Consider the following 14,495-nt stretch of genomic DNA (forward strand, 5'->3'; position numbering starts at 1 on the left):
GTGGCGATGAGAGGCAAAGATCCCGAAACCGGCGAATTCCTGTCCCCCAGCCGCAGCCAGCAGCGGCGGGAGGCCCTGGAAGTACTCGAACTGGCGCGGCAGCTGTCGCTGCTGACGCCACAGCAGTTGTCGAAACTGCCGGTGCCCGACCGCCTGGTGCCGCATATCGACGAGACCCGGCGCATCACCTCGCACGTCGCGCACAAGCGGCAGTTGCAGTATCTGGCGAAACAGATGCGGCGTGAAGACGACGAGACGCTGGAGGCCATCCGCGACGCGCTGGACGCCAACGGCCAGGCCGGGCGCGTCGAAGCCGCGCTGCTGCATCGCGCCGAAGCCTGGCGCGAACGCCTGATCGCCGACGGCGACGCCGCGCTGGCGGAATTCCTCGCCGAATACCCGCATGCGGACCGCCAGCACCTGCGCCAGCTCGCACGCAACGCGCACGAGGAACGGCTGAAGAACAAGCCGCCGCACGCCTACCGCGAACTGTTCCGCGAACTGCGCGAGCTGTTCGAGACGCAGGCCGATGATGGCGACGAGGCCGGCGATCACGGCGACGACGCGCCGGACTTCGAGGACGACGACGAGGGTTGACGGCGCAAGCCGCCGATCACGCCTTCGTCCCGCCCACCGTCAGCCGGTCGATCAGCAGCGACGGCTGACCCACGCCGACGGGCACGCTCTGGCCGTTCTTGCCGCAGGTGCCGACGCCTTCATCGAGTTCCAGGTCGTGGCCGATCATGGTCACCCGCTGCATGGTCTCCGGGCCGTTGCCGATCAGCGTCGCGCCCTTCACCGGCGCGGTGATGCGACCATCCTCGATGAGATAGGCCTCGGTCGCCGAGAACACGTACTTGCCGCTGGTGATGTCGACCTGGCCGCCACCGAAGTTCACTGCGTACAGGCCCTTCTTCACCGAGCGGATCATGTCCTCGGGATCGTCCTGCCCGGCCAGCATGTAGGTGTTGGTCATGCGCGGCATCACCGTGTGCGCGAACGATTCGCGGCGGCCGTTGCCGGTCGGCGCGACGCCCATCAGCCGGGCGTTGTGGGTGTCCTGCATGTAGCCGACCAGCACGCCGTCCTCGATCAGCGTCGTGCATGCCGTTGGCGTGCCTTCGTCGTCGACCGTGAGCGAGCCGCGGCGGCCCGGCAGCGTGCCGTCGTCGACGATGGTGACGCCCGGCGACGCGACGCGCTGGCCCATGCGGCCGGCGTAGGTCGAGGTGCCCTTGCGGTTGAAGTCGCCTTCCAGGCCGTGGCCGACGGCCTCATGCAGCAGCACGCCCGGCCAGCCGTGCCCCAGCACCACCGGCATGGTGCCGGCCGGCGCGTCGACGGCATCGAGGTTCACCAGCGCCTGTCGCAGCGCCTCGCGCGCGCAGCGCTCGGGGCGATCGCCGGCGAGCAGCGCGTCGTAACCGTAGCGTCCGCCGTAGCCGACCGACGCCGACTCGCGGCGCCCCTTGCGCTCGACGATCACCTGCACGTTGAAGCGCACCAGCGGGCGCACGTCGCCGGCGGTCACGCCGTCGCTGCGGGCGACGAACATGGTGTCGACCGAGCCGCTCAGCGACACCGTCACCTGGCGCACGTGCGGATCGGCCGAGCGCAGCAGGCGATCGACGCGGCGCATGGCGTCGAGTTTCTCCGCGTGGGCGTAGGCGTCGATCGGATCGTGCGCGGCGTACAGCGCCGAGGGCGCGGTCATGCGCGCCAGCGCCTGCGGCGCGCGGGCGTCGCCCTCGCGCGCGATCGCGCGGGCCGAGCGCGCGGCGGCGAGCAGCGCGTCGGCATGCAGTTCGTCGGAATACGCGAAACCGGTCTTCTCGCCGGAGATCGCGCGCACGCCCACGCCCTGGTCGATCGCGTGCACGCCGTCCTTGACGATGCCGTCCTCCATCATCCAGCTCTCGCGCCGCGAATGCTGGAAATACAGGTCGCCGAAATCGATGCCCGGCCCCAGCAACTGGCCGAACGCGCGGTCGAGGCCGGCGAGATCCAGCCCGGCGGGCGTCAGCAATCGGGATTCGGGAAACGACGTGGCGGCAGCGGTGTCGGTCATGCAGGCATCGGCATCGGGAAAGGAGGAACCGGCGCGATGCGGAGGCATCGGGGCCGGGCGGGTCATCGTACTGTGTCGGCGCGGCGCGGCGGGCGGCGCGACGGAAGGCAGGTCATCGCGTCCCGCCGTGCGGATTGGCGGGCCCCGCGGAAGCCGAGGCGGCCGGCCGTTCGACGACCTCCACCTTCGGGTCCTTCCACGGCCCGGTGACGCGATAGTTCTTGGACGCGGCCTGGCCCAGCGGCTTCTGCAGCACCGCATTCGCCACCGCACCCACCGCCGCGCCCACCGGACCACCGGCGATGGCGCCGACCGCGGTCAGCAGATTGCCGGCCTTGGGCACGACCTCGATGGTCTGGTCGAAGGTCTGCGCGCGCAGGTTGGCCGCGCCGCGGATGTTGATGCGCGCCGCCGGGCCGTCGATGGCCAGATCGTCGCTGCGCGCGCTGCCGCCATCGAACTTCACGCGGCCACCGAGCGTGTTGAAGGCGAAACCTTTCGAGAAGAAGTCGCGGAAATCGAGCGTGAGCCGCCGCGGCAGCTGGGCCAGGCTGAGCAGGCCGAGCACGCGACCGGTGCCGCCGGGCTCGACTTCCACCAGCCGGCCATCGCGCACGTCGATGGTCAGTTCGCCGTCGAGCGCGCCAAGCTGGAAGTTCATCGGCGTACCCGGCCATTGCGCAGCGAACCGCACCTGGCCCTTGCCGGCGCCGATGCGGCCGCTCAGGCCGAGGTCGCCGAGGAAATCGCCGAAGTCGTCGCTGGCGACGCGCGCGTCGATGCGGGTCCGCGATGCCGCGCCGCGACCGCTCCACTCGCCGGTGGCGTCGATCCTGCGCTTCGGACCGCGGGTCTGGAGCTGCTGCACCTCCATCCCGGTGGCGGTCGGACGCGAGCGGAACTGCGCCTCGCCCAGCGACGCCCCGCCGATGCGCAGGTCGTCCACGCGCAGCGCGATCGCCGGGATCTTCGCCGGGTCGAAACCGCCGTCGGCAACGGGTGCGGCGACCGGCACCGACGCCACGCCGCCCGGCGCGGCGCGCCAGTGCGCGCGCTGCAGGCGCCCGGAGATCGTGCCGGCGCCGGTGTCGGGGATGGTCACCGCACCGGACAACGCGGCGCCGTCGATCTGCGCCGACAGGCCGCCGGCCACCGGCGCGATCTGCAACCGCGTGTCGGGGAAATCGCCGCCGAGCAGCAGCAGGCGATCGGCCATCACGTCGGCGCGGCGCAGCGCCAGCCGGCCGCTGCCGCCGTCGCCTTCGGTCAGCGCGATCCAGCCGATGGCGTCCAGCGTCGGCGCACGGCCGCCGAGCACCAGCCCGGATGCCGGCGGCGCCTCGGCCACGCGATCGGTGCCGAACATGGCGCGGATGCCGAGCTGGCCAGGGCCCTGCCCCGGGCCCTGGCGCACGCGCAGCGCCAACCGCTGGCCGAAGGCGAGCGCCAGTTCGCCGCGACCGATCGGCAACGGCAGGTCCAGCGTGGTGGGCAACGCGACACCGGCCGACTTGTCCATCGGCGCGGGCAGGTCGAAGGCGGTGCCGACGAGGTCCGAGCGCAGTTGCAGGCGGGTGATCTGCGGCACGACGGTCCGCGGGGTTCCGGGCGCTGCGGCGGGAATCGCGATGCCCGCCGTCCAGCGCGAACGGCCGCGCACGTGCGGCCGCAGCCAGGCGAGATCCGGCACGCGCGCGAGCAGGTCGTCGCTGGTCATCGACGCTTCGAGTTCGGCCTCGAAACCCTGGCGGCGGTCGCGCACGTGGCCGGGACCCGCGCGCAGCGAGAGCTTGCCGTCCTGGCGGTCGTACTGCGCGCGCAGGCCGTCGGCGGTGAAACCGCTCTGGTCGTAGCGCGCCTTGCCGGTGACGCCGGCGAAGGCCAGCTTCCATTCGGATTCGGCCAGCCGCGCGCCGCGCAGTTCCACCGACCCGTCGATCTTCGGCTTGTGCGGCTGCGGGCCGTGCAGCGGCATCTCGAAGCTGAAATCCGCCGCCGCCGGGCCTGTGGCCGACAACGTCGACAGCACCTTGCCGTGCTCGCGACGCAGCGGACTCTCGCGCAGCAGCGCCAGCAGCCGCCCGGCGTCGGTCTCGCTGCGCGCGCGGATGTCGAGCAGGCCGCCGGCATAGTCGGGGATGCCGGCGCTGAACTCGCGGATGCCGACCTCGCCCAGCACCGCCTTGCCCGCGACCTGGAACCCGTTGTCGACGAACGCGATGTCGGCGTCCATGTCCGCGGTCGTCGGCCAGTCGCTGGCGAACTTCACGTGCATGTCCTGCAACGTGGCGCGGGCGTCGAACACGCCTTTCGGCGGCGCGCCGTCGATCGACTTGAACGGCCAGTCGTCGAGTTCGCCGGCGACCACCGCACGCCCATCGCGCACCTGTCCGGCGACGAGCGCCTCGTCCAGCCAATGCACCAGCGACGGCGACATCGTGAACTTCGGCCAGAAGCGTTTCGCCACCGGCGCCTGGGCATCGTCGAGATCGGCGACGAGGTCGATCCGAGGCCGCGAGCCGTCGCCCTGGAACCACAGTCCGCCGCGGGCGTCGACGCCGTAGCCGTCGCCGTCCAGGCGCAATGCGGGCGTTTCCACGCGCCAGCCGCGGTCCTCGTCGCGCCAGGCCACGACCTCGCCGCGCAGGCCGACGACGTGGGTCGCACCGAAGCCGGTGGGCCAGTCGAAGCGCAGTTTCGTCGCCGGGTCGAAGGTGAAGGCGAAACCGTCGCCGTCGCCGTGCAGGTTGCCGGCGAGATCGGCGATGCCGGGCGTGTTGCCGACCGGCGCGAAGCCCAGCGCGTGCACGTGCGCGGCGGCCTGCATCGCCCCGCCGCGCGTGCCGGCGACGCGGACCTGTTCCAGCACGGCGCCCGGGCGCGCCGCGACCAGCCAGCGCCGCAGCTTCGGCGGCATGCGGTCGCTCAGCGCGAACACCGCGAACAGCGGACCGGCGTCGATGCGTCCGGCGCGCAGGCCGTACTCGCGGCCGCCGGCGATCGCCAGCCCGTCCAGCACCTGCGATCGGCTGCCGGCATCGGCTTCGACCCGCAGGCTCGGCGCGTCGAGTCGCCAGCCGCCGTCGCGGGTACGCCAGTGCGCGACCGTCTTCAGCCGCGCGAATTCCACCACCGGCTGCACGGCCGGTGTGCCGGGCGGCGCATCGGCGAAGGGCGCGCCGCGCAGCCGCAGCCGGCGCAGGTCGCCGTCGACCGCGATCGCCGCGACCTGGCGGTGTCGCAGCGTCGCCCACAGTTCCGCGCGACCGCTGCCGCCGGTCACGGTCACGCCGCCGACCTTCAGCAGCGGCGACCAGTCGGCCAGTTCACTGTCGCGGGCCGCGGCGTAGAGCTGGCCGTCGCCGCGCTCGCGGTCGAAATCCAGCACGAAGTCGACCGGCGCGGCATCCGTGCGCATGCGCGCGCGCAGGCCGCTGCGCAGGTGCTTGCCCTGCACCTGCAGGCGCACGTCGACGTGCGGCACCGTGGTCTCGATGCCCAGCGACGGCGCCGAGATGCCGAGCTTCGCGTCGATCACCTGCAGCTCGCCCAGCCCTTCCAGCGCGCTCAGCGGATCGCCGCCCTGCGCCTGCCCGGGCAGGCCGCGCACCTGCCAGCGGCCGTCGTCGGCGCGCTCCAGCGTCAGCGCGAGATGGTGCACGCGCAGTTCGGTGAACGAGCGCCCCGGCAGCAGGCCGGCGTACTGCGATACCAGGATCTCGGCGGCGCCGATCGACACCGCGCCCGGGCCATCGCCCACGCGCAGGCCGTCGAGGCGCAGCAGCGGGCCCCGCCGCGTCCACGCGGTGTCGAGCCGATCGAAGCGCACGGTCCGCCCGGCGCGCGCGCTCAGCCATTCGGCGATGCGGTCGGGATGCCGCTCCGCCAGCGGCAGCAGCTGGCTGAGGATGGCCGCACTCAGCGCCATCAGCACGATCGAGACCGCGACGACGTACCACAGTCCGCGGCGCGCCAGACGGAGGCGGCGGCGCAGCGACGTCGGCATCAGGCCGGCACCCCGCGCACCCGGGCGCGGTCAGAGCAGCACGACATCGAACTGCTCCTGGGTGTACTGCTCGTCCGCCTGGAAGCGGATCGACTTGCCGAGGAATTCCTCGAGTTCGGCGACCGCGGGGGATTCCTCCTCGGTGATGCGCGCCACCACCTTCGGCGAGGCGATCACCAGCAGGCGCGCCGCCTCGAACTGGCGCACCGCGCGGGTGATCTCGCGGAAGATCTCGTAGGTCACGGTCTCGGCGGTCTTCAGCGTGCCGCGGCCACCGCATTCGTGGCAGGGCTCGCTGAGCTGGCGTTGCAGGCTCTCGACCGTGCGCTTGCGGGTCATTTCCACCAGGCCCAGCGGCGAAAAGTCGTACACCGTGGTCTTGGCGTGGTCGCGCGCCAGCGATTTCTCCAGCGTGCGCAGCACCTGGCGGCGATGCTCGGGATCGATCATGTCGATGAAGTCGATGATGATGATGCCGCCGAGGTTGCGCAGGCGCAGTTGCCGGGCCACCGCCTGCGCCGCTTCGAGGTTGGTGCGGTAAACGGTTTCCTCGAGGTTGCGTTGACCGAGGAACGAGCCGGTGTTGACGTCGATCGTGGTCATCGCCTCGGTCTGGTCGATGACGAGGTAGCCGCCGGATTTCAGCGGCACTTCCTTGTCCAGCGCGCGCTGGATCTCGTCCTCGACGCCGTACAGGTCGAACACCGGGCGCTGGCCGCTGTAGGGCTCGATCTTCTCGGCGAGGCCGGGCATGAACTTCGCGGCGAACGTGCGCAGCTTCTCGCAGGTCTCGCGCGAATCGACCTTCACCTTCTCGACGTCGCGGCGCATCAGGTCGCGCACCGCGCGCATCGGCAGGCTGAGGTCCTCGTACACGCAGCGGCCGATGCCGACCGTGCGCACGTTCTGCTCGATCAGCGCCCAGGCGCGGGCGAGGTAGGCGATGTCTTCCGCCAGCGCTTCCGCGGGCTGGCCTTCGGCGTTCGTGCGCACGATGTAGCCGTGCGGCGCACCGGCGTTGTGGGTCGAGACCAGCGTCTTCAGGCGCAGGCGTTCGACTTCGTCCTCGATGCGCGAGGACACGCCGATCACGCGCGAATGCGGCAGCAGCACGAGGTAGCGCGACGGGATGCTGATCTGGGTCGTCAGTCGCGCGCCCTTGCTGCCGATCGGGTCCTTCACCACCTGGACCACGATCTCCTGGCCTTCGCGCAGCAGCTCGGTGATCGGCGGCACCGCCTGCGGCGCGACCGCCGGGGCCGGCGCGACGACCGCAACGGCGGCGGCTTCGACGTCGCCGTCGACTGCGGTTTCCAGCGCCGTTTCCAGCGCTGCGTCGGCCGGCGCCACGCTGGCGCGCACGATGTCGTTGGCGTGCAGGAACGCCGCGCGATCCAGGCCGATCTCGACGAACGCGGCCTGCATGCCGGGCATCACCCGCTGCACCCGGCCCTTGTAGATGTTGCCCACCACGCCGCGACGCCAGCCGCGCTCGATGTGGAGTTCCTGGAGCATGCCGTTCTCGACCACCGCGACGCGGGTTTCGCGCGGGGTGACGTTGATCAGGATCTCCTCGCTCATCGCGCCGCCTCCGTGATGCGGCGCGCGGGCGCCAGGCCGATGCCGCGCAGCAGCCCGGCGGTTTCGTGCAGCGGCAAGCCCATCACGCCCGAGTAGCTGCCGGCCAAGTGCGCGATGAACACCTGCGCGAGCCCCTGGATGCCGTAGGCACCCGCCTTGCCGGCCCATTCGCCGGTGGCGAGGTAGTCGGCGATGTCGTCCTCGGTCAGCGGCGCGAAGCGCACTTCCGACACCGACACCGCCTGCAACTCGCGGCCGGCACCGATCACCGAAACCGCCGAGATCACCGCATGCGTGCGGCCCGAAAGACTGCGCAGCATCTCCGCGGCATCGTCGGCATCGGCGGGCTTGCCGTAGATGCGACCATCCAGCACCACCTCGGTGTCGGCGCCCAACACCACCGCCCCGGGCTGGCCGATCACGTGCAGCAGGCCGGCGCCGGCCTTCTCCCGCGCGACCCGGCGCACGTAGTCGTCGGGACTTTCCGACGGCCCCGGCGTTTCGGGCAGGTCGAGGTCGAGGATGCCGAAGTCGTGGCCGAGCAGCGCCAGCAGTTCGCGACGGCGGGGGGATTTCGAGGCGAGATGCAACATCCGGCTAGGATACCCTGCTGAATGCCCGCCCCCGGAAGGGTCGGAACGGAACCCCGACCAAGCTCACAGTGCGTTCACCCGCCCGCCGGGACCATCCTGCCGTCCCGATCCGACAAGGAATCCCCATGAACGCCCCTCGCACGACGCCCCGTCCCGCCACGCTGCTGCCGCGCTTCGCCGCCACCCTCGCCTTCCTCCTGCTCCCGGGCCTCGCCATGACCGCCTCCGCCGAACCGTCCCCCGCCGCAGAGCGCGGCACCCTGCTCTCGGTCAGCGCCGAGGCCCACGCCAGCCGCACGCCGGACGTGGCGACGATCTCCGCCGGCGTGGTCACCCAGTCGACCGACGCCAACACCGCGATGCGCGCCAACGCCGCACAGATGGACAAGGTGATGGCCGCCATCCGCGCCGCGGGCATCGCCGAGCGCGACGTGCAGACGGCCGGCATCAGCATCAATCCGCAGTATCGCTACGCCGAGAACCAGGCCCCGGCGATCACCGGTTACCAGGCCAGCAACACCGTCAACGTGAAGGTCCGCGACATCGCGAAGCTGGGCAAGGTGCTGGACGCGCTGGTGGCGAACGGCGCCAACCAGATCAACGGCCCGACCTTCGAGATCGACGAGCCCGAAGCCGTCTACGACGAGGCCCGCCGCGCCGCGCTGAAGAAGGCGCAGGCTCGTGCCGAACTCTATGCCGCCGCGCTGGGCAAGCGCGTGAAGCGCATCGTCAGCGTCGCCGAAGGCGGCAACGGCGGCATGCCCGGCCCGATGCCGGTGATGAAGATGGCGATGGCCGGCGCGGCCGACACAGCCGTGTCGCCGGGCGAGACCTCGCTGTCGATCACGCTGGACGTGGTGTTCGAACTGACCGACTGAGCGACCCGTCCGCGCCGCATCGTGCAATCCACCCGACACCCGCCGCCCGGCGGGTGTCGTCGTTTGCGGGTGCGGGAACACGACCGCGAAAAAAAGTCCGCGGCAGCAACCCCGCGGCGCCGGCTGCCCCGTTCGTACTGACGTCCCCAACCGACGGAGGTGCTCCATGATCCTGGCCCAGTCCCGCACCCACGATCGCAGCGACGGCCTCGCGCAGGCCATCGCGGCGATCCAGCCCTCCCGCGTGCTCGGCATGGCCGGCGCGATCGCGCTGAACATCGCCGCGCTCATGCTGCTGCTGGTGCCGGTGGCGGCACCGATCCAGATGGCGCCACCGGACACGACCATCTACGTTCCGCTCGATACACCGAAACCGCCGCCCCCCCCGCCGCCGATCGATGAAATCGAGATCCAGAAGCCGCACACCGCGGCGCCGCAACCCGAACTGCGTCCGCAGCCGGTGACCCAGCCGCCTCCGCCGGTGCTCACCGACGTCGCCACCGAGATGTCGCTGCCGCCGCCGACGAACATCGGCACCGAGATCGCGAAGATCGACGTGCCGCCGGTGGGCCCGCTCGCCAGCGAGCGCCTGCAGTACGCCGACGCGCCCGCGCCGTCGTATCCGCGCGAGGCGTTGATGGCCGGCGCCGAAGGCACCGTGCTGCTGAAGGTGCTGGTGGACGTCGACGGCACGCCGCTGTCGGTCGAGATCGAGCACAGCAGCGGCAACCGCCGCCTCGACGATGCCGCCAAGCGTCAGGTGCTGCGCAAGTGGAAGTTCCGGCCGGCGATCCGCGACGGCCAGGCGATCCAGGTCTACGGCCTGGTGCCGGTGAGCTTCTCGCTGAGCCGCCAGTGACCCTCCACATGCGCTACCTGCGCTTGATCTGCATGCGCACGCCCTGCCATTGATCCCCGCGTTCTCCGGGTCCGGAGACGGACTGCCGCCGGTCGTCGACGATGCGACCGGCGGTTTTTTTCGCCCGCGCGCCGGCACCTTTGGCGCGATGCGCGCGCCGCATCGTTCCGCCGGTGCCCGTGGTGCGCACCCCGGGCACCGGCGACACTGGCCGCCCCTCACGGTCAGGATCGATCCGATGACGTCCCTGTTCACCCCGCTGCAGGCCGGCGACCTGCACCTGCCCAACCGCATCCTGATGGCGCCGCTCACCCGCTGCCGCGCCGAAGACGACCACGTACCCGGCGCGCTGATGGCCGAGTACTACGCACAGCGCGCCAGCGCCGGCCTGATCATCGCCGAAGCCACGATGGCGATGGCCGGCAACTCCGCGTTCTGGCACGAGCCGGGCATCTACGGCGAACCGCAGATCGCCGGCTGGAAGCGCGTCACCGACGCCGTGCACGCCGCGGGCGGCCGCATCGTGCTGCAGGTCTGGCACGGCGGCCGCGCCTGCCATCCCGACCTGAACGACGACGCGCAGCCGGTCGCGCCGAGCGCGCTGCGCATCGACAACGACCAGGTCTACACGCCGAAGGGCAAGGTCGATTACGTGATGCCGCGCGCGCTGGACGACGCCGAACTGCCGGGCATCGTCGCCGGCTTCAAGGCCGCCGCACGCAACGCGCACGAGGCCGGCTTCGACGGCGTCGAAGTGCACGGCGCCAACGGCTATCTGCTCGACGAATTCCTGCGCGACGGCGCGAACCATCGCCAGGGCCCGTACGGCGGCCCGATCGAGCATCGCGCGCGGCTGCTGCTGGACGTGATCGAAGCGACGTGCGCGGTGTGGGGCAGCGGCAAGGTCGGCGTGCGCGTGTCGCCGCTGAACAGCTACAACGCGATGCGCGACAGCGACCCGGTCGGCCTGGTCCGCTGGCTGGGCAAGCGCCTCAACGATTTCGATCTCGCCTACTGGCACGTGATGCGCGCGGATTTCCTCGGCCAGCAGCAGGGCGACGTGATGACGCCGGCGCGCGAGGTCTACGACGGCGTGCTGATCGGCAACATGGGCTACACGCCGGCCGAGGCCGATGCCGCGATCGCCGCGGGCAAGCTCGACGCGGTGGCGTTCGGCAGCGCGTTCATCGCCAATCCCGATCTGCCGGAGCGCATCCGCGACGGCGCGCCGCTGGCGGCGCCGGACAGCAGCACGTTCTACACGCCGGGCGCGAAGGGCTACACCGACTATCCGCGCTTCGCCGGCTGAGTCGAAGCGCGCGGCCTGATCATCGGACGGCGCGTGCCGTCCGGTGGTCAGGCGCGATGGTAGGGGTGGTTGGCGAGCAGCGCCGCGGCGCGGTAAAGCTGCTCCGCCAGCACCAGCCGCACCAGCATGTGCGGCAACGTGAGCGGCCCAAGCGACCACTGTTCGTCGGCACGCGCCAGCACGTCGGGCGCATGCCCTTCCGGGCCGCCGATCAGGAACGCGAGATCGCGGCCGCCCGCGCGCCAGTGCTCCAGGCGCTGCGCGAGCTGTTCCGAGGAATGCATCCGGCCACGGCCATCCAGCGCGATCACGTGCGCGGACTTCGGCAACGCGGCGATCACGCGCGCGCCTTCGTCGGCGGTCGCGCGCACGGGATCGCGGCCCTTGCCGCGCAGGCCGGGCTCGATCTCGACCAGATCCAGCGGCAGCCAATGCGACAGCCGCTTGCGGTATTCGCCGAAGCCTTCCGCCACCCACGACGGCGCACGTTCGCCGACGGCGATCAGGCGGGCCTTCACGTTGCCAGACTCAGCCGTGGATCGGTTCGACGGCGGTCGGCTCGACAACCACCGCGGTGCCGTAGCACAGCACTTCGGTGAGCCCGGGCATCACTTCGGTCGCGTCGTAGCGCATGCCGATGATGGCGTTCGCGCGCAGCTGGCGCGCATGGCTCAGCATGTCGCGATAGGTGTCGGCGCGGGCGCGTTCGCACAACTCGGTGTAGATGGTGATGTTGCCGCCGAACAGCGTCTGCAAGCCGCCGATGAAATTGCCGACCACCGAGCGCGACCGCACCATGATGCCGCGGACGATGCCGAGATTCTCCACCACGCGGTAGCCCGGCAGTTCGAACGCCGTGGTCACCATCGCGTCGCCGAGCGCCGCGGGCGGCATGCGGCGCGGTGCGGGCATCGGCGGCGGCAGCGCGCCGGCGCCGCTGTTGTAGGGATCGCTCATCGTCGCGCTCCTCCGGTGGTGTGCCGTACGGCCGGCGGCCTGCTCAGTCCGCGCCGTCAGTCCGCGCCGACGGATTCCGGCGGCTGATCGCCGACCGTCCACAGTCGCTCCAGCGCATAGAACTCGCGCACCCGCGGCAGCATCACGTGAACGACCACGTCGCCCAGGTCGACCAGCACCCATTCGGCCTCGCGTTCGCCTTCGACGCCGAGCGGCATGACGTCGAGTTCCTTGACCTTGCGCACCACTTCGTCGGCGATCGACTTCACGTGGCGGGTGGAGGTGCCGGAGGCGATCAGCAGGAAGTCGCAGACGCTGGTCTTGCCGCGGACGTCGATCTCGACGACGTCCTTGGCCTTGAGGTCTTCGACCGCGGCATGGACCTGGCGCAGCAGGACGTCGACGGCGGGCGCCGGGGTGGGCAGCACGGTCTTGATCACGTGCGCATTGCTGGAACTGGACAAGAGCGGTCCTCGCGTGGAATGGCCGGATTATACCCGCGGCGACGGCGGCGGCCGGACCGTCACCGGGACCGCGCCGTAGAGGCCGTGTTCGACGATGTAGCGCCCCACCGCGGGCGGCACGAGGTGGTGCCAGGTCTCGCCCCCGGCGATCCGGCGGCGGATGTCGGTGGCGGATTCGGGATGCAGCGGGTGGCGCAGGCGCAGCACCCGGCCGCCGGGGGACGCGCGCAGGTCCTCGGGATCGCGGGTCCAGCGGCCGGCCATCAGCCGGGCGGCCTCAGGCGGCAGGTGGGTATCGAGGGCGCTGCCCGGGCGCTCGGCGACCACCCAGTGGGCACCGGCGACCAGTGCCTCCGGGTCCTTCCACGTCGGCAGGCCGTGCAGGCTGTCGGCGCCGATCACGAACGCCAGCGGCGCGGCCTCGCCGAACTCGGCGCGCAGGCCGTGCAGGGTGTCGATGGTGTAGCTCGGGGTCTCGCGGGCCAGCTCGCGGCGATCCACCCGCAGCCCGCCCTGCCCCGCGACCGCCAGGTCCAGCATCGCCGCCCGCTGTTCGGCGGTGGCGCCTGGCGCGGTGCGGTGCGGCGGGTCGGCGGCGGGCATCAGCCGGACCATGGTGCCGAGCGCATCCCGCGCTGCGTGCGCGATCGCCAGGTGCCCGTTGTGCACCGGATCGAAGGTGCCGCCGTAGAAGACGCGCAGCAGCATGTTCAGCCCGCCGCGCGGCCGCTCAGCAGCCGGGCGCCGCGCGGTTCGGCGACCGCCAGCAGCAGGCGTTCCAGCGCCAGCCACGCGTCCGCGGGCTCCTCGCCCGGGCGCGGCCGGCCCTTGGCGATGCGGTCGACCCGACCGGCCTCGATCACGAAACGCTCCCAGCGCGCGGCGTCGTGTCGCTGCAGCGCGCGTCGGTAAACCGCCTGCTTGGCGTCCCACACGCGCTGCGCCTTGAATTCGGCGGCGAGGTTGCCGCCGCGCGCCTGCACCCGCGCCAGCGCCGCGGCGCGCTGCAGTTCCATCACCAGCATGCCCATCAGCGCCGGCACCGCCTCGCCCTCGGCGCGCAGACCGTGGAGCATGCGCACCGCCAGCGCGGCCTGGCCGTTGAGCGCGACGTCGATCAGCCGGAACACGTCGAAGCGCGCGGCATCGGCCACGCAGGCTTCCATCCGCGCGAGGTCGATGACCTGGCCGTCGGACAGCAACGCGAGCTTGTCGATCTCCTGCGCCGCCGCCAGCAGGTTGCCCTCGACCCGCTCGACCAGCCGCTCCACCGCCTCGCGGTCGGCGTGCAGGCCGCGGGCGCGCAGGCGGCGCTCGACCCAGTCCGTCAGCTCGTGCGGCTTCAGCGTCCACGCCACGGCGTGATGGCCGACGCGGGCGATGGCCTCGCTCCACTTGCCGCCGTGCTGGCGGCTCCAGTCCTCGCCGGTGATCAGCAGGACCACGTCGTCGGGCGGCTGGTTGCAAAAATCGAGGATCGCCTCGGCGCCGTCCTTGCCGGGCTTCGCCGACGGCAGGCGCAGGTCGATCAGGCGCCGGGTCGCGAACAGGCTCATCGCGCCCAGGCTCTGGGTCAGGCGGTTCCAGTCGAAGTCGCGGCCGTCGGCGTCCAGCACTTCGCGCTCGGCGATGCCCTCGGCACGGGCACGGGCGCGCACGGCGTCGGCGGCCTCCAGCACCCGCAGGGGCTCGGGGCCGGCGATCAGGTAGACGGGCCGCAACGGCTCGCTGTCGAGCTGGGCGACCAGGCGTTCGGGCGAGAGTTCCATGGCGTGCGGCG

At 71.8% G+C, this 14,495-nt stretch carries 13 protein-coding genes; 4 read left to right on the forward strand and 9 right to left on the reverse strand.

Annotated elements, in window-relative coordinates; translation table 11 throughout:
• Positions 1 to 6: 6 nt before the first annotated feature.
• The gene (gene yjgA / locus ACT53R_RS05800; RefSeq protein WP_476170896.1) at positions 7 to 597 is read left to right on the forward strand and encodes a ribosome biogenesis factor YjgA; all 591 of its coding nucleotides are present in this window, start codon (positions 7 to 9) and stop codon (positions 595 to 597) included.
• A 16-nt stretch (positions 598 to 613) separates the two neighbouring features.
• Here the strand turns inward: yjgA and tldD are convergent, their stop codons facing one another.
• The 4 genes from tldD to ACT53R_RS05820 form a co-directional block, all read right to left on the reverse strand.
• Positions 614 to 2,068, reverse strand: coding sequence for a metalloprotease TldD (gene tldD / locus ACT53R_RS05805; protein WP_476170897.1), 1,455 nt, complete (start codon positions 2,066 to 2,068; stop codon positions 614 to 616).
• A 112-nt stretch (positions 2,069 to 2,180) separates the two neighbouring features.
• The gene (locus tag ACT53R_RS05810) at positions 2,181 to 6,074 is read right to left on the reverse strand and encodes a YhdP family protein (RefSeq protein ID WP_476170898.1); all 3,894 of its coding nucleotides are present in this window, start codon (positions 6,072 to 6,074) and stop codon (positions 2,181 to 2,183) included.
• 30 nt (positions 6,075 to 6,104) lie between these two features.
• Positions 6,105 to 7,655, reverse strand: coding sequence for an Rne/Rng family ribonuclease (locus tag ACT53R_RS05815; RefSeq protein WP_476170899.1), 1,551 nt, complete (start codon positions 7,653 to 7,655; stop codon positions 6,105 to 6,107).
• Positions 7,652 to 8,248 carry a Maf family protein gene (locus ACT53R_RS05820; RefSeq protein WP_476170900.1) on the reverse strand — a complete coding sequence of 199 codons (597 nt, stop codon included), beginning with the start codon at positions 8,246 to 8,248 and terminating at the stop codon, positions 7,652 to 7,654. Before ACT53R_RS05820 ends, ACT53R_RS05815 begins: the two co-directional genes overlap by 4 nt.
• A gap of 125 nt (positions 8,249 to 8,373) precedes the next feature.
• On the opposite strand from ACT53R_RS05820, the gene ACT53R_RS05825 reads away from it, so the two are divergent.
• The 3 genes from ACT53R_RS05825 (at position 8,374) to ACT53R_RS05835 (ending at position 11,294) form a co-directional block, all read left to right on the forward strand.
• Complete coding sequence (locus ACT53R_RS05825; RefSeq protein ID WP_476170901.1) at positions 8,374 to 9,126, forward strand: SIMPL domain-containing protein; 753 nt, start codon at positions 8,374 to 8,376, stop codon at positions 9,124 to 9,126.
• A 166-nt stretch (positions 9,127 to 9,292) separates the two neighbouring features.
• A complete protein-coding gene (locus tag ACT53R_RS05830; protein WP_476170902.1) occupies positions 9,293 to 9,985 on the forward strand; it encodes an energy transducer TonB in 693 nt (230 codons plus the stop codon).
• A gap of 238 nt (positions 9,986 to 10,223) precedes the next feature.
• Complete coding sequence (locus ACT53R_RS05835) at positions 10,224 to 11,294, forward strand: alkene reductase (RefSeq protein WP_476170903.1); 1,071 nt, start codon at positions 10,224 to 10,226, stop codon at positions 11,292 to 11,294.
• A gap of 47 nt (positions 11,295 to 11,341) precedes the next feature.
• Here ACT53R_RS05835 and rlmH read toward each other — a convergent pair whose 3' ends face one another.
• From rlmH to holA, 5 genes are read right to left on the reverse strand one after another with little or no spacing between them, the layout of a single operon-like run.
• Entirely contained in the window at positions 11,342 to 11,812 is a 471-nt protein-coding gene (gene rlmH, locus ACT53R_RS05840) for a 23S rRNA (pseudouridine(1915)-N(3))-methyltransferase RlmH (protein WP_476170904.1), read from the reverse strand.
• Positions 11,813 to 11,822: 10 nt separating this feature from the next.
• Positions 11,823 to 12,251 (reverse strand): YbjQ family protein, encoded by a 429-nt coding sequence (locus tag ACT53R_RS05845; RefSeq protein ID WP_476170905.1) that lies wholly within the window; start codon positions 12,249 to 12,251, stop codon positions 11,823 to 11,825.
• A 56-nt stretch (positions 12,252 to 12,307) separates the two neighbouring features.
• The gene (rsfS, locus tag ACT53R_RS05850; RefSeq protein WP_476170906.1) at positions 12,308 to 12,715 is read right to left on the reverse strand and encodes a ribosome silencing factor; all 408 of its coding nucleotides are present in this window, start codon (positions 12,713 to 12,715) and stop codon (positions 12,308 to 12,310) included.
• A gap of 27 nt (positions 12,716 to 12,742) precedes the next feature.
• A complete protein-coding gene (gene nadD / locus ACT53R_RS05855; protein WP_476170907.1) occupies positions 12,743 to 13,423 on the reverse strand; it encodes a nicotinate-nucleotide adenylyltransferase in 681 nt (226 codons plus the stop codon).
• 2 nt (positions 13,424 to 13,425) lie between these two features.
• Positions 13,426 to 14,484, reverse strand: a complete 1,059-nt coding sequence (gene holA / locus ACT53R_RS05860; RefSeq protein WP_476170908.1) for a DNA polymerase III subunit delta — start codon at positions 14,482 to 14,484, stop codon at positions 13,426 to 13,428.
• Between the last annotated feature and the right edge of the window lie 11 nt (positions 14,485 to 14,495).

This window comes from Lysobacter sp. DMC104 (assembly GCF_056313665.1).

Coding starts and splice junctions, on each gene's coding strand:
- yjgA (WP_476170896.1), top strand. CDS start 7: ATGAGAGGCAAAGATCCCGAAACCGGCGAATTCCTGTCCCCCAGCCGC.
- tldD (WP_476170897.1), bottom strand. CDS start 2,068: ATGACCGACACCGCTGCCGCCACGTCGTTTCCCGAATCCCGATTGCTG.
- ACT53R_RS05810 (WP_476170898.1), bottom strand. CDS start 6,074: ATGCCGACGTCGCTGCGCCGCCGCCTCCGTCTGGCGCGCCGCGGACTG.
- ACT53R_RS05815 (WP_476170899.1), bottom strand. CDS start 7,655: ATGAGCGAGGAGATCCTGATCAACGTCACCCCGCGCGAAACCCGCGTC.
- ACT53R_RS05820 (WP_476170900.1), bottom strand. CDS start 8,248: ATGTTGCATCTCGCCTCGAAATCCCCCCGCCGTCGCGAACTGCTGGCG.
- ACT53R_RS05825 (WP_476170901.1), top strand. CDS start 8,374: ATGAACGCCCCTCGCACGACGCCCCGTCCCGCCACGCTGCTGCCGCGC.
- ACT53R_RS05830 (WP_476170902.1), top strand. CDS start 9,293: ATGATCCTGGCCCAGTCCCGCACCCACGATCGCAGCGACGGCCTCGCG.
- ACT53R_RS05835 (WP_476170903.1), top strand. CDS start 10,224: ATGACGTCCCTGTTCACCCCGCTGCAGGCCGGCGACCTGCACCTGCCC.
- ACT53R_RS05845 (WP_476170905.1), bottom strand. CDS start 12,251: ATGAGCGATCCCTACAACAGCGGCGCCGGCGCGCTGCCGCCGCCGATG.
- nadD (WP_476170907.1), bottom strand. CDS start 13,423: ATGCTGCTGCGCGTCTTCTACGGCGGCACCTTCGATCCGGTGCACAAC.
- holA (WP_476170908.1), bottom strand. CDS start 14,484: ATGGAACTCTCGCCCGAACGCCTGGTCGCCCAGCTCGACAGCGAGCCG.